At 39.7% G+C, this 23,745-nt stretch carries 21 protein-coding genes and 2 tRNA genes; 18 read left to right on the top strand and 5 right to left on the bottom strand.

Annotation, left to right across the window (positions count from 1 at the left end):
• Window positions 1-55 precede the first annotated feature (55 nt).
• The 7 genes from frr to KDN43_RS16205 all read left to right on the top strand — a co-directional run bounded on the left by frr (window position 56) and on the right by KDN43_RS16205 (window position 7,253).
• The gene (gene frr / locus KDN43_RS16235; RefSeq protein WP_238867627.1) at window positions 56-613 is read left to right on the top strand and encodes a ribosome recycling factor; all 558 of its coding nucleotides are present in this window, start codon (window positions 56-58) and stop codon (window positions 611-613) included.
• 35 nt (window positions 614-648) lie between these two features.
• Window positions 649-1,575, top strand: coding sequence for a ribosome small subunit-dependent GTPase A (rsgA, locus tag KDN43_RS16230; RefSeq protein WP_238869510.1), 927 nt, complete (start codon window positions 649-651; stop codon window positions 1,573-1,575).
• A gap of 26 nt (window positions 1,576-1,601) precedes the next feature.
• Window positions 1,602-3,002 carry a cardiolipin synthase gene (gene cls, locus KDN43_RS16225; RefSeq protein WP_238867626.1) on the top strand — a complete coding sequence of 467 codons (1,401 nt, stop codon included), beginning with the start codon at window positions 1,602-1,604 and terminating at the stop codon, window positions 3,000-3,002.
• A gap of 28 nt (window positions 3,003-3,030) precedes the next feature.
• On the top strand, window positions 3,031-3,570 hold the full coding sequence (locus KDN43_RS16220) for a shikimate kinase (RefSeq protein WP_238867625.1): 540 nt from the start codon (window positions 3,031-3,033) through the stop codon (window positions 3,568-3,570).
• Entirely contained in the window at window positions 3,567-4,775 is a 1,209-nt protein-coding gene (locus KDN43_RS16215) for an alanine dehydrogenase (protein ID WP_238867624.1), read from the top strand. Before KDN43_RS16220 ends, KDN43_RS16215 begins: the two co-directional genes overlap by 4 nt.
• 295 nt (window positions 4,776-5,070) lie before the next feature.
• The gene (locus KDN43_RS16210) at window positions 5,071-6,033 is read left to right on the top strand and encodes a hypothetical protein (RefSeq protein WP_238867623.1); all 963 of its coding nucleotides are present in this window, start codon (window positions 5,071-5,073) and stop codon (window positions 6,031-6,033) included.
• Window positions 6,030-7,253 (top strand): acyloxyacyl hydrolase, encoded by a 1,224-nt coding sequence (locus tag KDN43_RS16205; RefSeq protein ID WP_238867622.1) that lies wholly within the window; start codon window positions 6,030-6,032, stop codon window positions 7,251-7,253. Before KDN43_RS16210 ends, KDN43_RS16205 begins: the two co-directional genes overlap by 4 nt.
• Window positions 7,254-7,342: 89 nt before the next feature.
• Here KDN43_RS16205 and KDN43_RS16200 read toward each other — a convergent pair whose 3' ends face one another.
• The 5 genes from KDN43_RS16200 to KDN43_RS16180 all read right to left on the bottom strand — a co-directional run bounded on the left by KDN43_RS16200 (window position 7,343) and on the right by KDN43_RS16180 (window position 10,259).
• A complete protein-coding gene (locus KDN43_RS16200) occupies window positions 7,343-8,704 on the bottom strand; it encodes an MATE family efflux transporter (protein ID WP_238867621.1) in 1,362 nt (453 codons plus the stop codon).
• Window positions 8,705-8,767: 63 nt separating this feature from the next.
• Window positions 8,768-8,840: transfer RNA gene (locus KDN43_RS16195), tRNA-Gly, on the bottom strand.
• 104 nt (window positions 8,841-8,944) lie between these two features.
• Window positions 8,945-9,027 (bottom strand) — tRNA-Tyr (locus KDN43_RS16190).
• Window positions 9,028-9,056: 29 nt separating this feature from the next.
• Complete coding sequence (ribH, locus tag KDN43_RS16185; protein ID WP_238867620.1) at window positions 9,057-9,548, bottom strand: 6,7-dimethyl-8-ribityllumazine synthase; 492 nt, start codon at window positions 9,546-9,548, stop codon at window positions 9,057-9,059.
• A gap of 6 nt (window positions 9,549-9,554) precedes the next feature.
• The gene (locus KDN43_RS16180) at window positions 9,555-10,259 is read right to left on the bottom strand and encodes a tetratricopeptide repeat protein (RefSeq protein WP_238867619.1); all 705 of its coding nucleotides are present in this window, start codon (window positions 10,257-10,259) and stop codon (window positions 9,555-9,557) included.
• A 337-nt stretch (window positions 10,260-10,596) separates the two neighbouring features.
• Here KDN43_RS16180 and KDN43_RS16175 point away from each other — a divergent pair, with 337 nt between their 5' ends.
• The 11 genes from KDN43_RS16175 to KDN43_RS16125 all read left to right on the top strand — a co-directional run bounded on the left by KDN43_RS16175 (window position 10,597) and on the right by KDN43_RS16125 (window position 23,736).
• Window positions 10,597-11,157, top strand: a complete 561-nt coding sequence (locus KDN43_RS16175) for a hypothetical protein (RefSeq protein WP_238867618.1) — start codon at window positions 10,597-10,599, stop codon at window positions 11,155-11,157.
• A gap of 486 nt (window positions 11,158-11,643) precedes the next feature.
• Complete coding sequence (gene rpmB, locus KDN43_RS16170) at window positions 11,644-11,883, top strand: 50S ribosomal protein L28 (RefSeq protein ID WP_238867617.1); 240 nt, start codon at window positions 11,644-11,646, stop codon at window positions 11,881-11,883.
• Between the two features lie 19 nt (window positions 11,884-11,902).
• A complete protein-coding gene (gene rpmG / locus KDN43_RS16165; RefSeq protein WP_238867616.1) occupies window positions 11,903-12,091 on the top strand; it encodes a 50S ribosomal protein L33 in 189 nt (62 codons plus the stop codon).
• Between the two features lie 14 nt (window positions 12,092-12,105).
• A complete protein-coding gene (locus tag KDN43_RS16160; RefSeq protein WP_238867615.1) occupies window positions 12,106-12,267 on the top strand; it encodes a DUF4295 domain-containing protein in 162 nt (53 codons plus the stop codon).
• A 152-nt stretch (window positions 12,268-12,419) separates the two neighbouring features.
• Entirely contained in the window at window positions 12,420-13,370 is a 951-nt protein-coding gene (gene ftsY, locus KDN43_RS16155) for a signal recognition particle-docking protein FtsY (protein WP_238867614.1), read from the top strand.
• A 46-nt stretch (window positions 13,371-13,416) separates the two neighbouring features.
• Window positions 13,417-14,712, top strand: a complete 1,296-nt coding sequence (gene rimO / locus KDN43_RS16150; protein WP_238867613.1) for a 30S ribosomal protein S12 methylthiotransferase RimO — start codon at window positions 13,417-13,419, stop codon at window positions 14,710-14,712.
• A 78-nt stretch (window positions 14,713-14,790) separates the two neighbouring features.
• The gene (locus tag KDN43_RS16145) at window positions 14,791-16,053 is read left to right on the top strand and encodes an HU family DNA-binding protein (RefSeq protein ID WP_238867612.1); all 1,263 of its coding nucleotides are present in this window, start codon (window positions 14,791-14,793) and stop codon (window positions 16,051-16,053) included.
• 150 nt (window positions 16,054-16,203) lie between these two features.
• The gene (locus KDN43_RS16140) at window positions 16,204-16,776 is read left to right on the top strand and encodes an RNA polymerase sigma-70 factor (protein ID WP_238867611.1); all 573 of its coding nucleotides are present in this window, start codon (window positions 16,204-16,206) and stop codon (window positions 16,774-16,776) included.
• Window positions 16,777-17,243: 467 nt separating this feature from the next.
• Window positions 17,244-18,209, top strand: a complete 966-nt coding sequence (locus tag KDN43_RS16135) for a FecR family protein (protein ID WP_238867610.1) — start codon at window positions 17,244-17,246, stop codon at window positions 18,207-18,209.
• 280 nt (window positions 18,210-18,489) lie between these two features.
• A complete protein-coding gene (locus tag KDN43_RS16130) occupies window positions 18,490-21,825 on the top strand; it encodes a TonB-dependent receptor (RefSeq protein WP_238867609.1) in 3,336 nt (1,111 codons plus the stop codon).
• Between the two features lie 12 nt (window positions 21,826-21,837).
• Entirely contained in the window at window positions 21,838-23,736 is a 1,899-nt protein-coding gene (locus KDN43_RS16125) for a RagB/SusD family nutrient uptake outer membrane protein (RefSeq protein ID WP_238867608.1), read from the top strand.
• The last annotated feature ends 9 nt before the right edge of the window (window positions 23,737-23,745 follow it).

Here is a 23,745-nt window from a genome sequence, read left to right as displayed (position 1 = left end):
GTGTCAGTTAAACTATTTTGATAAGACTTGAAAACAACAAAAATAATAGATAGTTATGGAAACAATGAAAATTAAAAAAGAGACAGAAGAAAAAATGCAAATGACCCTTGAATTCCTGGATGAGACATTTTCACGTATCAGGGCCGGTCGTGCCAACGCTCGTATTCTGGACGGAATTCGTGTGTTATATTATGGAAGCCTTGTTCCTCTGTCGAATGTGGCAACGGTAACCACGCCCGATGCCAAGACCATTATGGTGCAACCGTGGGAAAAACCTATGTTGAAAGTAGTGGAAAAGGCCATTCAGGACTCCGATGTAGGTATCACACCCGAAAACAACGGAGAAGTTATACGATTGGGTATACCACCCCTTACGGAAGAACGCAGAAAACAACTTGTGAAACAGACCAAGCAGGAAGCCGAAGATGCTAAGATAAGTATACGAAATGCCAGAAGAGAGGGTATTGATGAAGTGAAAAAAGCGGTTAAAGACGGTCTCCCGGAAGATATGGGAAAAGATGGTGAAAATGAGCTTCAGAAACTCCACGATAAATATATCAAAAAAGTGGATGATATGTTTGCCGAAAAGGAGAAAGAAATACTTACCGTTTAATGACGAAGGGCGGAGAGGAGTATAACCAGAAGAGGGTGAAAGGGCTTGTAATTAAAAATACCGGTAACACCTATCTGGTACGCGATAAAAGCGGCAATGATTTTCTGTGTAAAGCAAAAGGGAACCTCAGGCTTAAGGGAATCCGCAGTACAAGTCCCGTTGTAGTGGGTGATATTGTTTTCATGGATGTAAATCTTGATGGCACGGCTTTTATTACCGATATAGAAGATCGTAAAAACTATATTGTCCGCAAGTCTTCCAAGCTTTCCAAACATGCACATATACTCGCCGCAAATATCGATCAGGCGTTGCTCTGTATCACAATACACTCACCCGAGACTACAACTGTGTTTATTGACCGGTTCCTTGTTACTGCCGAAGCATATTCGGTCCCAGTCTGTCTCGTTTTTAACAAAACAGACCTGTATGATGAGGAAGATACCGGTTATATGAACAGCATGGTTCATCTCTATTCTCTTATCGGTTATCGCTGTATAAAAGCCTCCATGGTAACCCGACAAGGGGTTGACGAACTCAAAGAGATTACCAGGGATAAGATTGTCCTGCTGGCCGGTCATTCAGGTGTTGGAAAATCAAGCATCATCAATGAAATGCAGGGTGAATCGGTACAGAAAGTGGGTAAAATTTCAGAATATCATAGCAAAGGGATGCATACCACCACTTTCTCCGAAATGGTAGAACTGGATAATGGCGGATATATAATAGATACACCCGGTATCAAGGGATTCGGAACTATAGATATGGTCACGGCAGAAGTATCGCACTATTTTCCTGAGATATTCAAAATATCTCAGAAATGCAAATATTATAACTGCCTGCACATTAATGAACCCGATTGTGCTGTTCTTAAAGCAGTGGAAGAGCATTATATCAGTGAAAGCCGATATCATTCCTACCTGAATATTTTAGAAGATATTAGTGACGGTAAATACCGGATATAACCATGCAGTTGAACAATACATTGCTTATGATCATTGAGCTACTTTATCTCCTTACGGTGATAAGTATTGTGGTGGTGGTTATTTCGGAGAACAGGAATCCCATTAAAACTGTGGCATGGATCCTTGCTGTTGTCTTTTTGCCTTTCATAGGAATCATATGGTATGCTGTTTTCGGGCAGGATACAACAAAAAAATATGTAATCTCAAGGCGGATGTACAGTAAACTAAAAAAGCGTCCTTTGGATGAGATGGATACGCCGGTGGAGATTTTTTTCCCTGAAAAACATGCCAACATAGTTAAATTGCTGCAAAATTTGGATTATACCCCTTTGCTGGGGGGAAATAATGTGAAGTTATTCACCTTAGGAAAAGACAAGTTCGATCATTTGCTCGCTGATATTGAAAAGGCAAGACAACATATTCACATAGAATATTATGTTTTGAATGATGATGAGATAGGCATGAAGGTGCAGGAGGCACTTATTCGTAAAGCTAGGGAGGGACTGGAAATACGTATCATTTATGATAGTTTCGGGTCAAGGAAAGCTAAGAAGAAATTCCTGGAAGAATTCCGTAGAGCCGGCATAGAAACCGAGCCTTTTTTAAAACTTACATGGTCTGCAATCACTTCAAGATTGAACTACAGGACTCACCGCAAAATAGTGGTTATAGACGGACAGATAGGATATGTTGGCGGAATGAATATTGCTGACCGATACATAAAGGGATTCGATTGGGGTTGCTGGCGAGATACGCATGCTCGGATTGAGGGTAAAGGAGTTCAGGGATTGCAGTCGGTTTTCCTTATCGACTGGTATTTTGTTTCTCAAACCCTGATTACATCGCGCAATTATTTTCCTATGCTGGGAAACTTTGGGGAGTGTCCCATGCAGATCGTTAACAGCGGCCCATTGAGTGAAGAGAACGAGATATCTCACGGCATAATGCAGGCAATCTACGATGCCCAAAAATCTATCTTCATTCAGACTCCATATTTTCTTCCTCCCGATGCAATGATAGATGCTCTGAAGGCTGCTGCTATTCGCGGAGTGGATGTAAGGCTCATGATATCTAAACGATCTGATGTGCCGTTAGTACAGATGGCATCACGTTCATATATAAAGGATATGTTGAAAGCAGGTGTGAAAGTATATAAATATCATAAGGGATTTCTTCATTCTAAAATGATGATGTTCGATGATTCGCTGACTCTAATAGGATCTGCCAATTTTGATTCACGAAGTTTTGAACAGAATTTCGAGGTTGAGGCATTTATTTATGATGAAAAACTTGGGGAGCAGGCCAATGATATTTTTGTTGAAGATCAACGCTTTTCTGATTTGGTGTTGATGAGAGAATGGGTTAAGAGGCCCGTTATGCAACGTTTTTTTGAATCTTTGTTGCGACTTTTTGCTCCATTATTATGAGGTGGCGATAATCAGAAAGTAAATGAGTATGAATAGAATTTTTATTATAGGGTATATGGGTTCGGGGAAGACCACCGTGGGGAAACGGCTGGCCAGGTCTTTATCACTATCATTTATCGATCTGGATGCATTTATAGAGAACAAATACCGGAAGTCTGTATCTGATATTTTTGCGGAAAAAGGGGAGGAGCAATTTCGAAAAATAGAGAACCGGGCACTTCTAGAAGTGGCCAATATTGAAGATGTGGTAATTTCTACAGGCGGAGGTACACCATGTTTTTTCGATAATATGGATGTTATGAACAAAGCCGGCACCACCGTCTATATTCAGGCCGATCCGGAAGAACTTGCTGCCCGTCTGCTGGCATCGAAAACTGTACGCCCGCTTATTGCAGGTAAGCCAAGAGAGGAGATTATTCCGTTTATAACGGAACATTTGGCTCAAAGAGAGTGTTATTACAAAAGAGCGCAAATTGTTTATCATACTGACCGAATGATTACCAAAGAGGATATTAATTTAACGGTTCGCGGAGTTGAGGAGCAATTAAAATACAAAAAAAAAGAATGATCAACGATTCTCAAAAAAGCACTTCGTTTTTTGTGCGTGAGTTATTACTCAAAGCAGAGAAACAAAAGGTTTCAACTGTTATTGGAATACCCAAAGAAAATCAGGAGGTGGAAAGACGTCTGGCTCTTACCCCTGAAGCTGTTTCTCTGTTGGTGTCATCTGGCTACAGGGTATTGTTTGAAGCAGGGGCGGGGTATATGATAAACTACTCCGACAGCTATTATGCTGAGTCGGGTGCTGAGATTGTAGAGACAGCAAAAGAGGTTTTTCAAGCCGATCTTATCCTTAAAATCTTGCCTCCAACATTGGAAGAAGTTCAGATGATGCGATTAAGAAGTACAGTCTTTTCGTTTCTCTACCTTCACAGGCTTTCTACACCACTGCTTGAATTGATGTCGGAGAAAAAGATTAATGCGCTCGCTTACGAACTTATTTATGATGAAACCGGCGTGTCACCCTTTGTTACTTCTATCTCCGAAATTGAAGGAGCTTCCTCCATTACGCTGGCTGCCGAGCTGTTAAGCAATGCCCATGGTGGTAAGGGAATCCTTCTTGGCGGCATCCCCGGCATATCACCCACTGAAGTGGTAATCATTGGTGCCGGTGTGGCCGGCGCCATGGCTGCCAGGGCAGCCATGGCGCTGGGAGCATCGGTTAAAGTGTTCGATGACGATATATCGAAGCTGCGGAATATTCGTCACGAATTGGGTAGTCCGGTCTTCACCTCTATATTGCAACCCAACGTGCTGAGAAATGTTTTTCGCTCTGCCGATGTAGTTATTGGCGCAATGCAGTATATCAACAAATCACACTTTTACCGTATCTCCGGCGACCTCATAAGGGAAATGAAGAGAGGGGCCATCATAATCGACCTGCGTATGGCGCAGGGAGGATGTTTCGAAACCACAATGGAGGCCTGTTTGCCTGGCCATCCGTCAATCTTTGAAAAATTTGGGGTGTTGCACTTCTGTGAGATGAGCCTTAGCTCGCGTGTGGCACGTACTTCTTCCATCGCTTTGAGCAATATTTTTGTAACGCTGTTCTCTTCTATGGCCGATTGCGGAGGGGTGGACCATTTTGCCCGGTTCGACCGGGGTTTTGCTTCTGGCTTTTACATGTATGCCGGAAAAATGGTCAATTCCTACGTAGCCAACCATTTTAACTTTCCTGTTGCCGACATCGGCCTCTTTCTGCACGGGTATTGACATTCATTTTTAATTCACCGTTGTATATCTCTATCAATTGTATTATTTTCAATAATGCACAATATAAATATCCGATACGGGGGGTTAATCGTATCATTGAGCAGGGAGATTGGATGGTTAGTTTTTGTTAACATTTAATGATGCAGCAATTCTCCATATTATGCGTCTGTAGTAATGGTTAATTCTCATTGTAAGTCGCACAAAAATCAATAGATAATCTTTTGAAAGTTACGATGAACGGTATAAACTTATCAGTTGATTATCAGTGTGTCTGTAGGTAATAGAAGCATAAAATATGAAAAAGGAAATACATAAATCGCTGTTTTTAAGCATCCTGATATTCATATCCGGTTGCAATAGCGATATTTTTGTGGAAGATTTTCTTCCCGGAGAACAGATGGATGTTGTACTTTCGGAAACGGACAACAGAAAGGAAATCAATTTTAAGTCAGACAACTGGAGGCTGATTGATATTGTTTCTTTTATGGACGCCCCATTTACTACCCGTGCATATACCCTCGATGGTGAACCCGTCTCTTTTCCTTTCGGTGAAAAAGAACCGGCTACTGTTTATTTCTTAAGCGACTTTATAGATTTTCGTGTAGAGAAAAGAGGTGGCAACAAACTGCAGCTTACACTCAATGAAAATCTCATGAATGAGGATGTAACCATGCTGATAAAAGTTGGCAATGATTACAAAGAGCAACAGATCAAGCTTCTGCTGGCTCCCACAAGCAAATATCAAATAGACAGTGTGGTTTACGATTGGGAAAAATTTGAAATAAATGAGGGCGCTCTTAACGAAATGGAATCTTTAGTTGTCGATAACAAAAACTCTTCCTCTCCCGTTACCCTCACATGCTATCCTTTTAAAAAATCGACGCGGAAGATTCTCTTTTATAACCCCGCCGGATATTGGGACGAACAAAAATTCCGACGGTTACTCGGCGCTACGCTCCCTGAAATTGCCATCCCTGATCTGGTTGATTCAAAACCCGTATTACATAACACCAAAGCGTCTTTTGGAATTATGGAACAGGAGCTTGAAGCACCATTGGACAAGAAGTTGTCGGTAGAGGTAACCGTTGATGCCTACGACAAAAGAAAAATACTGATCTTTAATGAAGTAGAGAGATATTCCGTGCCCTACAAGGTGTATATATCCAATCCTAAAACAGGCAAAAAACGTTTTTTTACGGGAGAACTCACCAGTAGTCGTCCTACGGATTATTTTATCCTAAAAACAAAAGTTGAATGAAAATAAGAATAAATAAGGGAGCGCTAAAATCCTTCCTATGCACCATATTGTTGCTATTCACTGCCGTAGGCTCCTTTGCCGGTAAAAGCGACTCCACTTCAACAAAAATCATCCACATGATTGGTGCCGATTTGAGGCCGGGATATCTGTTCCCTACGCATGAATTCTTCAAAGGCTCCAACCGTGCAGGACAGAGAATGAACTCCACTCTTTCCGGTCATCTGAAGTACGGTTTCAAGTTCTCTGACAACACATATCTGGGTAGGCAATATCCTCATGCCATACAAGGCATCGGAATCGCTTACAATACATTCTTCAACTCTTCCGAACTGGGAAATCCCGTCAACGTCTATCTCTTCCAAACGTCAAGAATAGCAAGCATCACCTCCGACTTGTCATTCGATTACGAATGGAACTTTGGCTCAGCATTCGGTTGGAAGAAGTATGATGAGGAGAAAAATCCGTTCAATATGGTTGTCGGCTCCAAAATTAGCGCCTATATCAACCTTGGATTTCTATTGAACTGGCAAATGACACCAAGCACCTATCTGCGTGGCGGGGTGGGGGTGACACACTATTCCAACGGAAATACCAGTTATCCCAACTCAGGGGTGAATACAATTGGAGCCTCCATAGGTGTTGCACACTTTTTTGGGAACAATAGAGAAAACAGATTCTCCTATTTCCCGTCTCAGAATCACGCATTGAATTCGTATATTACCTATGACCTCATTGTCTATGGTGCTACACGGAAAAAGGGCATCTTCCCTGAAGATCAAAGCCCGATGCTAGTTCCCGGCTCGTTTGGAATTGCAGGATTGAACCTCAATCCATTATATCATTTCAGCAATTATTTCCGCGCCGGTATTTCGCTTGATCTGCAGTATGATGAAAGTGCCAACATCGGCAAGCATATAGCCAATACATATATTCCATCTGAGCCTGAAGAGCTTAGGTTCTACAGGCCTCCCTTCAGGGAACAGTTTTCGGCAGGGCTCTCACTGCGTGGGGAAATTGTCATGCCCATCTTTTCAATTAACCTGGGTATTGGAAAAAACTTTTTGTGCAAGGGAGACGATACGAACTCATTTTACCAAACTTTTGTGCTCAAGACCCATATTACCCATAACATGTTCCTGCATACGGGCTATCAGCTATACCGTTTTAAAGATCCGAACAACTTGATGATGGGGTTGGGCTATCGATTTAATGCGAAATAATCAAGAAAATAACGCGCTACTTGTACCCGTCAACCCGCATGACAAGAATGGACCAACACGAACACTAGAAAAGATGGATTAAGAAAACCCTACCATGATCTCTTCCTGCGCAGCACCAGGTACCAGGTCAGCAGAATCCCCCCCTTAAAGAAAGAGGTGCTGGAGATGGCCCACCAGACGCCAGTCACCCCGATGCGCGCACCCAGAAAGAGCGCCAGCGGGATACGCAGTGTGTTAAACACCATGCTGATGATGGCAGGCGGGGTGGTCCTGCCCAACCCGTTGAAAATGCCCTGGGTGGTGATCTCCAGCATCATGAAAATTTGAGAGACACCCATGATTAACAAATACTCACCCCCAGCCAGATATGCTGCTTTTTCAGGTACAAAAACAGAAAAAATCTCTTTACCGTACAATATGAATGCCGCAGTTACAATTATTCCCAATGTGCCCATCATCATTAATGTATAGCGAAATGCACGATTGGCCCGGTTTATCTTATGCGCCGCATAGTTCTGCGCAACAAAACTGCCCAAGGCTGTGGAGAATCCATTGGAGGTATTCCAAGTGATCCCCTCAATCTGGCCACCAGTTGTCTGACTGGTTATACCAAGGTATCCGCCGTAAACCGATGCGATGCGGGCCAGATTCATATTCACAAATGCAAAGTAAACATTCATCGCGGCAACGGGTAGTCCTAGCTTCAGTATGTTAAGAGTATATTTTCTACGGAGACGGATCAGGAATTGAAACCGTCCCAATAACCCGTTTTTTTTCTTTAGGTGGTGGATAAAGAGAATAATTACCACTACCTGAGAAAGAAGGGTAGCCAGCGCGGCCCCTCTTACTCCCATGGCCGGGAACGGACCAATACCGAAAATAAGGAGAGGATCCAGTAAAATGTTAAACACTAATCCGGTGGCGTTGAAATAAAAAGGGATGTCACTGCGGCCGGAGCCAATATAGATGCCGGAGAAGTTTAGAATAAGGAACATGACCGTTATTCCCGGTGAAATTATCCGCAGGTAACCGGCAGCTTCCAGCGCAATACCAGCCTCCAGACTGTAAAATGATACATAAGTGCTGGGAAAGAGAAAGAAGAAAATACCGAAGGTGAGCCCCAATGCCAGGGCAATAGTGGTAGTGTGTGATGCATAGAGTGATGCTTTGTCTAACCGCCGGGCACCTATCGATTGGCCAATGGCAATCTCTGCGCCTACCTTCGATATCAATGCAACCGAATTCATCATCCACATTAACATGCCGATTGAACCGACCGCTGCCACGGACTTGCTTCCCAGACGTCCAATCCAGATGATATCTACTAAGTTGTAGGCCATCTGGATGAAGCTGATAGCCATCAGAGGGAGTGCCAGCGTAATCAATTGACGGAAAATGTTTCCGCCTGTCAGATCGCGTACAGAAGGTTTATATGCAGAAAGATTTTCCACCTGATTTATTGCGTATTTTTTTGATAAAAAAAAGAAGTAACTTTAATCTGTTACTCCCTTTAGAGCGGAAGACGGGACTCAAACCCGCGACCCTCAGCTTGGAAGGCTAATGCTCTATCAACTGAGCTACTTCCGCGAAAATGACTGACTTATGAGCCAATTTATAAATGTTGCAATATTGCCAATATTTTGTGTATGCTATTACCAATGGCCTATTGAACAATCAACACATTTGTTTTGTGGGCAGTGATGGATTCGAACCACCGAAGGCGTAAGCCAGCTGAGTTACAGTCAGCCCCATTTGGCCACTCTGGTAACTGCCCTTGATTCACGACGGCAAAGATAATACGAATTATATGTATTTTGACTTGAGGCCGATCATTTTTAAAGCGGTTATAGCCGCTTCATCACCTTTGTTTCCATGTCTTCCTCCTGCTCTTGCTTTTGCCTGATCGAGCGTGTTGGTGGTGAGCAGGCCAAAAACTGCTGGTACGTTATATTTTAAATTCAACTGCGTAGTTCCGTCTGTTACGCTGTTGCAAACAAAGGTAAAATGTGGAGTCTCCCCCTGTATAACACATCCAAGGAGAATTACACAGTCCACTTTTGCTTTCTCAATCATTACCTTTGCCCCATAGGTAAGCTCAAAACTTCCCGGCACATGTTCGATAACAATATCGTCACTTAAAACTCCGAATTTAACCAGTGTGTTGTAAGCACCGAGCAGAAGGTTCCCTGTTATGGAGGAGTTCCAGTCAGAAACTACTATTCCAATTCGTTTACCTTTTCCATCAGGAACAGACTTCGGGTCGTAAGACGAGAGGTTGTTAAGTTCAGTTGCCATTCTTGTTTATTTCGTTTCTTTAAGTAGTTCAGCCTGTTTAATAAATTTGTCCGATTCCTGAGCTTCAGGTGAATTGATATAATTATCTTTGACCTGCTTGAAAATATCAATTGCTTTATCGTATTCTGCAAGGCTCAAATAAGTTTCACCTGCCTTCTTATAATAGATGGGGCTAAGCATTTCGTCGTTTGCGTCTTTGGCTGCTTTCAGATAGTATGACAAAGCATTATCAGACTGTCCCATATTCATATATACATCACCTATTGCTCCAGTCACAGCCGGAGTAATAAGCAGGTCGCCTCCCTTGAATTTTTTCAGATGTTCCAGAGCCTTCTCATGGTTGCCCATCCTGTTGTAAGCGATACCTGCATAAGCATGTGCAAGATCGGCTGTCTTAGTCCCTTTATACTGATTTATGATCGACTCAAACCCGATATAGTCATTTCCGTTCCCGAAAATGGCAAGTGAGTCCTGTCCCTCTTGAAAGTAGCGTTCGCCTTTAAAGATGGCTGACTGCGCTTTTTCGTTTCGGGGTGACTTATGTAGATAGTGATAGGCAAGAAAAATTCCAACGGCAGCTATAACTATCAGTAGTCCTGTTAAAATGGCTTTCTGATTTTTTTCGAGGAATTGTTCGGTAGTGGTAAGTGCTTCCCCAATATTTTCGAAATTTTTTTCGGCCTTTGATTCTTTTGTTTTTTTAGCAGACATATTGTTTTTGAAAAAAATGTTTTGTTTTATTTTCGAGATGCAAAAGTAATGGTTTTTAGTGACAAATAAAATTTCAAAGCTTGTTTTTTATTAAAGTCACAAGCATCATTAATCTTTTTCTTATGTCTCAAGTCTAACATTTAATTTCAAAAATTCATTATTTTGTTATATAATACATTTTTTAAGTGAGAACTAAACAATTAAAGAAACTGAGTGTTAAAAATATATTAAAGTATTTACCGTTTAATGTAGAGGGTTGATTACACAATTTACGAACTATTTAAACTGGTCTTTGTTATTGCTGAAAAAGAATAAATTTAAAGTTGAAGGAACTTCTATGAAGAAATATATTATTACTATTAGTATTTTAATAGCTGGCTTGTTTAATATTGAAGGACAGATTGATGCGGGCTTTACTACTGTGCCCGTAGTCAACGGGAAGGTTGTTTTTGACCATTTTATCATTACAGATCAGAGACTAACGACCAATCAGAATTATGACGTTTTACAAAAATGGGTGAAAGGAAAATATTCTGGCAGCCCGTTGTTATCAGGAATTCGTTTCGATGATAAAGCTCGTTCGGTGACAGTAAGCTCAAAGGCGGAATTACTGCTTCCGGCAAATAGTGATGGCGTTCGTGAGAAGATGATAATGAATTACCGGTTTGATGCCACCATCACCAATGCCGGCTGTATGCTTGTGGTAAGAGATATAACTTATCAGAACGCTCAAAAGGATGGCTCTTCATTTTTCCCTAAAGTATATACTGCCGAGCAGACAATTACTAATCAGGCGGTAAACACTGCCGGTGAAGAGAGTGAGCTACGCAACAACATACGAAAAGGCACTCTCGTATTTCTGAACGGTTTATATTCTGAAATAACAGGGGCCTTCTAAGGCTTCCGGTTTGGTGATATTATTCTAAGGCTTCCGGTATGGTAATGTATAGAGATGGCAGTTGCAAATTCTGAGCGTGCACAATACGTATATAACATGATATGTGATATTTGAGCCTGTTCCGGAAAACCTGAGAACCTGAGAACCGATTTAATGTATCACAACGCTTTATTTTACTTTTGTAAGTATTCACTATACAGCTAAATCATTATTCATAAAATGTTTTGAGGCCAGTGCCTGCCTACTACCGATAAAAAGCAGAATTTTAGTAGCTTGTAAATGGTGACCCGCAAAACATCGTAAAACTATCATTTGGCTCCGGATTTATAGCATGGATATACACGGAAGTTCAGTAGTTTATTTATAAATTAATTTGCAAAAAACTTTGGTTAATTAAAATAATATGCTTAATTTTGCGCCCTGATTTGTCAGGAAGTTTATTCCTTTTATGAGTAAAACGGAAATAATAAAATACACTATATAGCAATGTCTAAGATTTGTCAAATAACTGGAAAAAGAGCAATGGTTGGGAACAACGTTTCGCACTCCAATGTGAAGACGAAGCGTAAGTTCAACGTGAATTTGTTCAGAAAGAAATTTTATTGGGTGGAAGAAGATTGCTGGATTAACCTGAATATTTCAGCATCAGGCCTCCGTACAATCAATAAAATTGGATTGGATGCAGCCTTGAAACAAGCAGCTGCAAAAGGATACTTAAATTCATAACGAATAGGAGATAGCAGCTATGGGGAAAAAAGCAAAGGGTAACAGAGTGCAGGTAATTCTTGAGTGCACAGAGCACAAAGAGAGTGGTATGCCAGGCACATCGAGATATATTACCACTAAGAACAGAAAGAATACTACAGGAAGATTGGAGTTAAAGAAGTACAATCCAATCCTTAAAAAAATGACTGTACACAAAGAAATCAAGTAAAACAAGTATAGACTATGGCAAAGAAAGCAGTTGCGGGTTTCCGCGATAAAAACACGACTACGGGACGCAGCCACACGAAAGTAATAAGAATGGTGAAGTCGCCCAAGACAGGTGCATATAGTTTTAAAGAAGAGATGATCCTTAACGATCGGGTGAAAGATTATTTTTCTAAATAAATCTGTTAAATATATGTAAAAGCTTCCCTGTGCCAAAACGCAGGGAAGTTTTTTATTTACTATTTTGTAGATTTGTAGAATATATTCCGGGTAGACATTAAAAGCGTTAGATAGGAAATCATAAATATTTATCGTTAAACATTAATTAATAAATGGGCTTTTTTGACAGATTCTCGAAAGAGAAAAAAGAGACATTGGATAAAGGTCTTGAAAAAACAAAAGCGAGTTTCTTTTCGAAGATCACACGTGCCGTTGCAGGCAAGTCGAGGGTTGATGACGATGTGCTGGACAACCTGGAAGAGGTATTGGTAACTTCGGATGTTGGGGTTGATACGACCCTTAAGGTAATAAACCGAATTGAAGAACGCGTTGCCCGTGACAAATATGTGGGAACGGATGAACTAACCGAAATTCTGCGTGATGAGATCGCAAATCTTCTTATCGAAAATAACAGTAACGACCTTGTGGAGTTTTCCATAGGGGAAGGAGTAAAGCCATATGTGATTATGGTTGTTGGAGTGAATGGAGTGGGGAAGACAACAACAATAGGTAAGCTGGCATATCAGTTTAAACAGAGAGGTTTATCAGTTTATCTAGGAGCTGCCGATACTTTTCGTGCCGCAGCCGTGGAACAGCTTGAAATATGGGGGCAAAGAGCAGATGCGCAGGTGATTAAACAAAAGATGGGTTCAGACCCTGCATCTGTAGCTTTTGATACAATCAATTCTGCCAAATCGCATAACGCTGATGTGGTAATCATTGATACTGCCGGCCGATTGCATAACAAAGTAAATCTGATGAATGAGCTCACAAAGATTAAGAACGTGATGGGTAAAATTGTACCCGATGCACCTCATGAGGTACTTCTTATTCTGGATGGTTCTACAGGGCAAAATGCATTTGAACAGGCCAAACAATTCACATCAGCAACAGAAGTTACGGCACTGGCAATCACAAAACTCGATGGTACCGCCAAGGGTGGTGTTGTAATCGGTATTTCTGACCAATTCAAAATTCCCGTGAAATACATTGGTCTGGGCGAAGGAATGGAAGATTTGCAGGTGTTCAGAAGGAAAGAATTTGTTGATTCGCTTTTTGGATAATGAAACTTTTTGGATAGTAAAGCCTTTTGGAGAGTAAAAATGATATATGGTTAAAAACAGAATAGATGTTGTTACGCTAGGTTGCTCCAAGAACCTTGTAGATTCGGAGCTGTTGATGAGACAACTTGTAGCTAACGGATACACAGTAGAACATGATTCAGAATCACCAAGGGGTGATATTGCCGTGATTAATACCTGTGGATTTATCGGTGATGCAAAAGAGGAGTCCATAAATATGATTTTGTCATTTGCAGAAGCAAAGAAAAGGAACAGGCTAAAGAAGCTGTTTGTGATGGGTTGCCTTTCTGAAAGGTACAGGGATGAGCTGCTGGAAGAGATTCCGGAAGTGGACAAATATTATGGTAAGTTCGACTGGAAGAACTTAATTGCCGATCTTGGTAAGTCGTATTACAAGGAACTTGAATTCGATCGCACACTCTCTACTCCTCCGCATTATGCCTATATAAAGATATCTGAAGGCTGCGACAGAACCTGTTCATACTGTTCTATACCTTTGATAACTGGTAAATACAAATCACGTTCGATGGAAGAGATTGAAAGAGAGATACGTGGACTTACAGATGAAGGCGTGAAGGAGTTTCAGTTTATAGCGCAGGATCTGACTTATTACGGACTCGATCTGTACAAAACCATGAAACTTCCCGAACTGGTGGAAAGAGTATCAGACATAAAAGGTGTGGAATGGATCCGTCTGCATTATGCCTATCCTGCACATTTTCCGACAGACCTGTTGCGGGTAATACGTGAAAGAGAAAATGTGTGCAAATATCTTGATATTGCACTGCAGCATATAAATGATAATATGCTGAAAATAATGCGCAGAAACATAACCAGACAACAGACTATTGAGCTGATAGAACGCATTCGTGAAGAAGTGCCGGGAATACATCTGCGAACTACTATGATGGTGGGGCATCCTGGTGAAACAGACGAATATTTTCAGGAGTTGCTTGGTTTTGTTGAGAATAGCCGTTTTGAACGCCTGGGAGCATTCCCATATTCGCACGAAGAAGATACCTATAATGATCAACACTATTCCGACGATATACCTGCCTCGGTAAAGCAGGAAAGAATGGATAGGCTGATGAAGATACAAGAGGGAATTGCTATGTCTGTTAATGAAGCTAAAGTGGGTAGAACTATGAAGGTGATTATCGACAGGGAAGATCCTGATTATTATATCGGACGTACTGAATTCGATTCTCCGGAAGTTGACGGAGAGGTGCTGATAAGTAAAGAACGGGAATTATCTATCGGTGACTTCTATGATGTAACTATAATGTCTGTATTGCCCTTTGACTTAATTGGCAAAGTAAATTGATACTTGATATGTGATTTTGAATTTTTAGCTGATATCGGATTTATGATTAAATCAGATATCAAAACTTTATAGTATAACATGACAAACGAAGACCTTATTGCCAAAATTGCTCAACGCCTCGATTGGACAGATATTGCAGTTTCTGAAGTGTTGGATGCAGTGATAGACGTAGTTAAAGCTGAACTGTTGGAAAGCAACCGGATTATTATTGATGATTTTGGAGTGTTTTTTACCCGTATTCAATCGGAATATATTCTTGTAGACAGTGAAACAAATGATCGATATCTGATACCGCCCGTTGTTGAGGTGGATTTTGAGATGTTGAGCTTGAAAACAGAAGAGGAGATTTTACCTTTTGAGTTGATTTTTACCCCTGACGTGGCTTTGAACGAAGCAGTTAATATTTCTTTCTCGCATTTCGAACCCACTTTACTTAATGAAGGTGTGGATTTACCTGGAATTCAGGTAGTGATTCCAGTAGACGAATATGATGATCTGGAGGAGAATGATGAGCCCAACAAATCAGTACAATTGCATCCTGAAAAAGAAGAAACAGCAATAACTCAGGCTCCCGAAATTACACTTTCAGCCGGAATATCTGAGACAACGCCTGAATCAGCTCCCGAATCTGGTGATGGTGCAACAACTGAAGCAGTTCCCGAAACTTTTGCTGGAGCAATACCTAAATCAATAGCTGAAGTAACTCCGGAAACAACGCAAGAAGCAGTTACTGAAACAATTCAGGAACCTGCGCCTGTAAAAGTTATCGAAATATCCAATTCTTCTGCATCTGCAGAAGTTCATATGTCTGTTAATACTGCCTCTGGCATTATAGAGCACAAGTTGCCAGTGACAACTTCTCGTTCTGAAAAGAAAAAACGAAAAAAGAGGCCTACTGTGTTGATACCTGTTTTGGGAGGCTTGGCAATTGCTCTGGCAGCTCTTTTTTTTTTCAGGGGAGTTCAAACAAAAAAAGTTGAGCCACTAATAGTAAATAATGAAATAGAATATACTACTGAAAATGTCTATACTCCCCGGACAGACACCGTTTTTCAGTCGGTAAATGAAGTTGCTGCTCAAGCAAAAGAGGAGAAGAAGATAATGCTCGAAGAAGGAAAAACATTACGACTGCTGGCTTTGGAACTTTTCGGGAACAAGGAGTTTTGGGTGTACATCTATCTCGAAAATAAGAAAAATATACAAAACCCCAACATTGTTCCTTCCGGAACATATTTGCTCATTCCTGATCCGTCAACATACCGATTTGATCTGTCCGATCCTCAATCTGTTGCTGAAGCAAAAGCATTGGGAGATAAAGTGCTTAACGAATGTTTGAATTAATTTGTCATACTTTTGAAGTATTTTCATAATTATTTAACTCTTTATATATTGGTTTAATCGGAGGATATTCTTTAACTTTGCTATTTAAATAATTTTCCCATACAATAAGATATATTTAAGGTTGAGCTTTGATTCCAATCAAAAAAGTGAATGGATAGAGAATATTTTGAAAATATATATAAGAACTATTTTAAAGTTTTATATCTTTTTGCTATACGTATTGTAGGCGATGCATCTTCTGCTGAAGATATTGTACAAGATGTTTTTACTGAATGCTGGATGAAACGTAACAGTCTTGATCTCTCCAGGTCATTAAAGCCTTATTTATATAAATTGACTTATAATCGTAGTCTTGATTTTTTGAAATTATCAGATAATAAAAGGGTTACTATTTCTGACAGATTCTCGCTTAGCGACGAAATTATGTATTCGGCTTTCACTTTAGACGAACAATTATATTCTGACGAAATTGGAAAAGAAATTTCAAATTGCGTTGCTGAATTACCCGATAAGTGCAAACAGGTTTTTTTATTAAGTCGCCATGATGACCTTAAAAACAGGGAGATAGCTGAAAAACTTAATATCAGCATTAAAACAGTAGAAAAGCATATATCAAAAGCACTGCAAACGATTCGTGATCATCTCTTGAAAACCGGCTATTTAGGAGCTTTAACTTGCTTTTTTATTAAGTTATTTAACGGTCATATATTCTATTTTTTCTAAACTATACTTGAAAAACTTAACAAAAACCTGACTATGTTTATAGGTTTTGAATATTAAATGTGGCTCGGTAAAGAAGATAATTCACATACAAATTATTAGGAAAAACAATATTTCTTCAAAATGTGAGTCCCCTCCAAAAAGTTTCTTTTATTGCAAACGGGCAAAAAAAGATATTGACATCCAATGTATTAAAAATAAACATTTTTTTTAAGTATTTTGGGAGCAGACTCAAATATCAATGCCTCGTTAAAACTTAATTTATAATAAAGACAGTCAATAAGTTACCCTTGATTCTTAAAAGTGCCATATTCTGCTGGTATTCAGCGAATTATAGGAATTGTTTTAATAAATTGCCGAAGTGTTGAAATATTATATCCGAAAATTATATTTTAAAAACATGCGAGACAGGGTAGGGTATTTTGCTTCTCATTCGTGATATATTAAAACACCATAAGGAAGAAGTATCTATGCTACATGAGCAAATTGAATATAATGTACTGATATCCAAATATCTTGATAACGAAATTAGTTCTGAAGAAAAGAAGCAGTTGGAGTTTTGGATAATACAGTCGAAAGAAAATAAAGCATATTTCCGGGAGATGGCAAAGTCTTGGGAGGAATCAACAATAGCGCTGCAAGATAAAACAATTGTGCGAAATCAACTGATTAAATTCTTTGAAAGACAAAAACTGAGGAAACGGCGCACTCTATTAAAATGGATCTCGGGAGCGGCTGCTGCAGTTATTCTTTTGCTGATCAGTTTACAGTTGTTTCTTCCAAATGTGTTTTTCGGTGACGAAATATTAACGGTCTCATCTGAAGATACAAAAAAAGAGGTCTTTCTACCAGACGGATCTCATGTGTGGCTTAATGCACACAGCATGCTTAGTTATTCCCTCAAATTCAACCATTCACGGAAAGTCAGGTTAACCGGAGAGGCGCTTTTCGATGTGCAACCAGACCAAGGAAGGAATTTCGTTGTAGAAACTGACAATATAACGATAGAAGTGCTAGGCACACTTTTTCTGGTGAGCGATTGCGGAGAATCCTCTAAAACCGAAACGGTTTTAGAATCTGGCAAGATAAACCTGAAATTTAATAAATCGGGAGAAGCATTGCAGATGAAACCCAATCAGCAAGTTGTTTACAATCATATTGATGGATCAACAATAGTGAAAAATGTAAATGCTACTGATTACACCAGTTGGAGAAAGAGCAGCCTGATCTTTGAAAACAGACGGTTGAGAGACGTCTTTACACAAATGGAACGATGGTATAATGTGGAAATCCAATGTAATAACAGTGATTTGTTGAATACTCCGGTATCATTCACGCTTGATGAAGAACCATTGAGTGAGACCTTAAGCATATTGGAGCAAATTACATCTTTATCGTGGAAAAAAAATAGTAACGAGATGATAATAATTGAATAGATAATCCTTAAAATAACGTTGCCTATGAGATAAACAGAAAGAGTAAATATGAAAGGGCAAATGAAATTATTCATCTGCCCTAAGTTTTTGAATTAACGTTTCTTCTTATTCTGTTCGCCCGGTTAAAGCGTAAAACAGGGAAGAAGCTAATTACATAACAAAAATAACATAAAAGAACATGTTGAACATACAAAAACAGAATGATTCATCCTTTTTTTTTGGTAAATTAACGACTTACTTACGAATATTCTTCTTTTTTATCAGTTTGTTTTCATTTATCATGACATCACAGGCAAAAGCCATAGTACAGAACGAGCTGATAAATATTAAACTCAATAATATTACCATTATTGAGGCTGTAAAAGCTATTGAAAAGCAGACAAATTACAAATTTGTGTATAATAATAATGATGTGGACGTCTCGCAAATAATTAATTTGAATGTAGTTGACGAGTCCATTGAAAAGGTAGCAAGAGCAATTTTTGCCGGATATAATATCTCGGTCAGAGGTAATAATGTGATAGTTACACGCAAGGTTTCTTCAGGAAGCAACATGAATATGATGCAACAGCCCAAACGACGTAATGTGGTTGGGCAAGTTGTTGATGCACAGACCCATGAGACAATAATTGGTGCCAATATACGTGTTGAAGGTACAGACAGGGGAACTGTCACGGATATTGACGGTAATTTCTCAATATCTGTTTCAGGAAGTTCCGATGTGCTCCTGATCACTTATATCGGATATCAGGATTTAAGAATTGAAGTGGACAATCGTACTGATTTAGCCCAAATAGAATTGCATCCTGATACCCAGGCGTTGGAGGAGGTGGTTATTACCGCTTTTGGAACCGGACAGAAACGAGAAACAATGGTCGGTTCAATACAAACAGTGAATCCAGGAGAATTGAGAGTACCCTCTGCAAATCTTTCAACCAGTTTTGCAGGTCGCTTGGCGGGAGTAATCTCTTACCAGCGGACAGGACAGCCTGGTGCTGACGGGGCCAGTTTTTATATTCGTGGTATTTCTACAATTAGTGGTGCAACTTCGCCTCTTATTGTACTTGATGGTGTCGAAATATCGGCAGGTGACCTAAATGCACTTGATCCTGAAATTATTGATGGATTCTCTATATTGAAGGATGCCACAGCCACTGCTATGTATGGGTCCAGAGGGGCTAATGGCGTAATGATCATTACAACGAAAACAGGTTCCGACTTATCTAAGCCTATAATAAATTATCGCATAGAAGGCAATGTAGCTATGCCCACGAGTAAAATAAAACTTGCCGACGGGGTTACTTATATGAAGCTATTTAATGAAGCGGTAGGAAATTTAGGGACTTCATTACTCTATTCGCAAGATAAAATATATGGTACGGAGAACAATTTAAATCCATATGTTTATCCCAATGTTAACTGGTATGATGAGATATTCAAAGATGCAGCGTTTAACCAGAAATTTAATTTTAACATACGTGGTGGTGGCAGTAAAGCAGATTATTTTAGCAGTATTTCTCTAACACATGAGAACGGAATATTACAAAACAGAAGTAAAGATTTTTATTCTTTTGACAACAATATCGATCTAATGCGCTATAATTTACAGAATAATGTAAATGCTTATTTGAGTAAGTCATCGAAGTTTTCTCTGCGCTTAAATGTAAACTTGATGGACAGAAAAGGTCCAAACACCAGTGTTAGCAATCTCTATAACAATATAATGTATATTAATCCGGTTGATTTCCCAATAATGTATCCGGATGATCCGTTGGTTCATTATGCTCGCTGGGGAGGTTACGCTTTTGGAAATGAAGGAGCCCGTAACCCGTTAGCGGACTTTGTAAGTGGATACCAAAATCAATTTGAAAGCACCGTGGTGGCCAACCTTCGGTTTGATCAGGGGCTTGATTTCATTGTTAAAGGTCTCTCATTTGCCACATTGGTTTCTTTTAAAAACTGGTCATCAACATCTACCTATCGTTCAGCTCCTTACAATATGTTTAGAGTTTCTAATTACACTCGTCATCCTGACAATACTGTAGATTATGAACTGGCAAGGCAAGTTGAAGAAGTAACGCCGGTGCTGGGAACAAACGGCGGTACTTCAGGTAGTCGTTTGTTTTACCTTCAGGCAAATTTAAATTGGGCAAGGAGTTTTGGTAAGCATGATTTGAATGCTTTATTTATCTACAATCAAGATCAGTTTAACCTAAATAACATTTCTGCCGACAAATCGCTGCAGCGTTTATATAACTCATTGCCTCAAAGAACACAGAGTGTGGCGGGAAGATTATCCTATGCATACGATAATAAATATTTGCTCGAATTTAACTTCGGATACAATGGTTCCGAAAATTTTTCCGAAGGAAATCGCTTTGGTTTCTTTCCGTCAGTTGCAGGAGGGTACAATATAAGCTCAGAATCTTGGTTTGAACCATTGTTGCCTGTTGTTAGCCATTTAAAATTAAGAGGTTCATGGGGTTTAGTAGGTAATGATCGTATCGGGGGGGAACGTTTTGTTTATATGTCAGACGTGTCTTTAACCGGGAAAGGTTTTACAACTGGGATTGATATGAATTACTCCAAAAGCGGTCCAGTATATAACCGATACCCCAATTATGATTTAACTTGGGAGACCGGTGAGAAAATTAACCTGGGTCTCGATTTGCATCTGTTTGATGATTTTAGAATTTCTGCTGATTTTTTCAGAGAGGAAAGAAGCAATATCTTCCAACAGCGGGCGACTATTCCAAACTATTTAGGCACGGCTAATACTGCTGTCTATGCTAATACTGCTGCTGTAAGGAACAAAGGTTTTGACTTTTTAGTTGATTATAGTAAGCAGGTTAATAGAGATTTTATTATTCAAATGAAAGGGACATTTACTTTTGCCCGAAATGAAATCACAAAGTATGATGAACCGATCGATCAGGATTATCCAAACTTGGTAAATGTAGGAAGCTCATTGAATACTCACCTTGGTTATGTTGCAGAAGGATTGTTTATTGATGAAGGAGAGATTGCAAATCGTCCTGAGCAACAAATATCGGGGAATGTAGGAGTTGGTGATATTAAGTATAAAGATATCCCGAATAGATTTGGCGAAACGGATGGCCTGATTACAAATAATGATCGTATTAGAATGGGTTATCCTACTGTCCCTGAGATTATTTATGGTTTTGGGCCCAGTATTCGCTATAAAAAATGTGATTTCGGGTTTCTCTTCCAGGGGGCAGCACGAACCTCCATGATGTTGTCGAATATGCATCCATTTGGAACTAACACACGCAAGAACGTGATGAAATGGATTGTTGATAGTCACTGGAGTCCGAATAATCAGGATTTACATGCAGATTATCCCAGACTGACTCAAACCACCCATGGTAATAATACGGAAGCCTCAAGTTTTTGGTTGCGAGATGCTTCATTTTTAAAACTCAAAAATGCTGAAATCGGTTACAATTTAAAAAATATGCGTTTTTATCTAAGCGGAACAAATCTGTTAACATTTTCAAAATTTAAACTTTGGGATCCGGAACAAGGTGGTGGAAGTGGATTACAATATCCGACAACGAGAGTTTTTAATATTGGATTTCAGATGACAATAAACTAAAAAAGTGGAAAAATGAAATTATATAAATTATTATTCATATTATTGACAATTGGTGTCATTTCTTGCAACTACCTGGATGTTGTGCCTGACGAAGTAACTACAGAAGATGATGCTTTCAGAACTATAGAAGCTGCCGAAAATTTTCTTTATTCGTGTTACTCCTACATCCCAAATTCAAGAGAAGCGGTCATCTCTTTAGATTGGTTAACCGGTGACGAAATAGTGACTGCTTTTGAGCATGAGACATTTGCTCAATTTCCTAAAGGAAATTATACTGCCAATGATCCGTTTATCTCTTATTGGAACACACTTTTTTCGGGTATAAAACAGTGTTATTTATTAATTAATAACATTGATAAGGTTCCCAATTTAGACCAAAGCAGTAAAGATGACTATATAGCACAAGTCGATTTTTTGATTGCCTATTATCATTTCTTGCTTTTACGTTGTTATGGCCCGATAATATTGGTAAAAGAGGAACCTGTAATAAATACTTCTCCCAAGGATTTTTTGGGACGAACTCCTTATGATGAATGTGTAGATTGGATTGCTGAAAGGTTTGATGATGTTGCCTTAAGACTTCCCGCTAATAGGTCAAATCGGTTGATGGGATTAGCTACCAGCGTTGCGGCTAAAGCAATTAAATCACGCATGTTGCTATATGCAGCTTCACCATTGTACAATGGTAATAGCATGTATGCTGATTTTAAAAATCCCGATGGGACTTCATTGATTAACACTACTTTTGATGTTAATAAATGGTCGCGTGCAAAAGAAGCGTGCAAAGAAGCGATTGAGGCTGCAGAAGCAGTTGGGCATAGGCTTTATATGCCGGCAGATGCGACTGCCGGGGATTTGCCTGAACCTGCGGATCCCATTCAACGGGCACTGAGGTTTACGCTGGTTGATAAAGCAAGTAAAGAACATATTTGGATCGATGCACGTCCGGAGGGATTTTTTTCTATGCAGAATAAATCCCGGCCATGGCTCATAGGACATTCATGGAATGGTATTTCACCTACATTGACAATGTTGGACCGTTTTTATTCAAAAAACGGACTTCCCATAGATCAGGATCCTGCATTCGATTATGAGAAAAGATTTTCACCCACGGTTTTTGATGAAGATGATATCAACGGTGAAGGACAAACACAAAAGATGAATATTGACCGGGAACCGCGTTATTATGCATGGATAAGTTTCCATAACGGTTATTACGAGTGCCAGGGAAGATACTATGAGGGTTCTGGGCATAACGCATACGAGGACTCAAATTTCCGCGGTATAAATAATATGAAGGTTTTAACTCAATTTATGCGTAACCAGGCCTGTGGTGTTCAACAGCGTAGCAATAACTATAGCCCAACGGGTTTTCTCAATAAAAAAGGTGTTCATCCTGCATCAAATTCAGGAGGAGGTGGGCATAGAGAATACCCATGGCCGGTGGTCAGATTAGGTGAGTTATATCTTAACTATGCTGAAGCATGTGTTGAATCGGGAGATTTAGATGAAGCAAAAGTATATATCAACAAGATCCGTGAACGAGCAGGAATTCCAACTCTTGAAACGGCTTGGGGAAGTATAGGGGTTTCACTCACTGAAGCAAAGATGAGAGGAATAGTTCGCCAGGAACGTATGATAGAGATGTATATGGAGCATCAAAATTTCTGGGATATGCGAAGATGGCTTTTGGCTGGAGAATATTTCGATGCCACTCCTGTAGGAAATAATATCATGACAAACGATTTTGAAGAGTTCTGTACTCCAACACCGTTGGATGGTCGTGTTGTAGCAGGGGGAAATTCTCCTAATATCCCACGAAACTTCGCATCTCCACGAAATTATTTAATGCCTATCCCATATACAGAGGTACAGAAAAATAAAAATTTAGTACAAAATCCTGGATACTGATTATTGCAG

It is taken from the genome of Proteiniphilum propionicum (assembly GCF_022267555.1).
Taxonomy (GTDB): domain Bacteria; phylum Bacteroidota; class Bacteroidia; order Bacteroidales; family Dysgonomonadaceae; genus Proteiniphilum; species Proteiniphilum propionicum.
Note: the sequence above shows the minus strand (reverse complement) of the source record. Positions and strands in the feature narration are given on the sequence as shown.

Coding starts and splice junctions, on each gene's coding strand:
- frr (WP_238867627.1), top strand. CDS start 56: ATGGAAACAATGAAAATTAAAAAAGAGACAGAAGAAAAAATGCAAATG.
- cls (WP_238867626.1), top strand. CDS start 1,602: ATGATCATTGAGCTACTTTATCTCCTTACGGTGATAAGTATTGTGGTG.
- KDN43_RS16220 (WP_238867625.1), top strand. CDS start 3,031: ATGAATAGAATTTTTATTATAGGGTATATGGGTTCGGGGAAGACCACC.
- KDN43_RS16215 (WP_238867624.1), top strand. CDS start 3,567: ATGATCAACGATTCTCAAAAAAGCACTTCGTTTTTTGTGCGTGAGTTA.
- KDN43_RS16210 (WP_238867623.1), top strand. CDS start 5,071: ATGAAAAAGGAAATACATAAATCGCTGTTTTTAAGCATCCTGATATTC.
- KDN43_RS16205 (WP_238867622.1), top strand. CDS start 6,030: ATGAAAATAAGAATAAATAAGGGAGCGCTAAAATCCTTCCTATGCACC.
- ribH (WP_238867620.1), bottom strand. CDS start 9,548: ATGGCAACTGAACTTAACAACCTCTCGTCTTACGACCCGAAGTCTGTT.
- KDN43_RS16180 (WP_238867619.1), bottom strand. CDS start 10,259: ATGTCTGCTAAAAAAACAAAAGAATCAAAGGCCGAAAAAAATTTCGAA.
- KDN43_RS16175 (WP_238867618.1), top strand. CDS start 10,597: ATGAAGAAATATATTATTACTATTAGTATTTTAATAGCTGGCTTGTTT.
- rpmB (WP_238867617.1), top strand. CDS start 11,644: ATGTCTAAGATTTGTCAAATAACTGGAAAAAGAGCAATGGTTGGGAAC.
- rpmG (WP_238867616.1), top strand. CDS start 11,903: ATGGGGAAAAAAGCAAAGGGTAACAGAGTGCAGGTAATTCTTGAGTGC.
- KDN43_RS16160 (WP_238867615.1), top strand. CDS start 12,106: ATGGCAAAGAAAGCAGTTGCGGGTTTCCGCGATAAAAACACGACTACG.
- ftsY (WP_238867614.1), top strand. CDS start 12,420: ATGGGCTTTTTTGACAGATTCTCGAAAGAGAAAAAAGAGACATTGGAT.
- rimO (WP_238867613.1), top strand. CDS start 13,417: ATGGTTAAAAACAGAATAGATGTTGTTACGCTAGGTTGCTCCAAGAAC.
- KDN43_RS16145 (WP_238867612.1), top strand. CDS start 14,791: ATGACAAACGAAGACCTTATTGCCAAAATTGCTCAACGCCTCGATTGG.
- KDN43_RS16140 (WP_238867611.1), top strand. CDS start 16,204: ATGGATAGAGAATATTTTGAAAATATATATAAGAACTATTTTAAAGTT.
- KDN43_RS16135 (WP_238867610.1), top strand. CDS start 17,244: ATGCTACATGAGCAAATTGAATATAATGTACTGATATCCAAATATCTT.
- KDN43_RS16130 (WP_238867609.1), top strand. CDS start 18,490: ATGACATCACAGGCAAAAGCCATAGTACAGAACGAGCTGATAAATATT.
- KDN43_RS16125 (WP_238867608.1), top strand. CDS start 21,838: ATGAAATTATATAAATTATTATTCATATTATTGACAATTGGTGTCATT.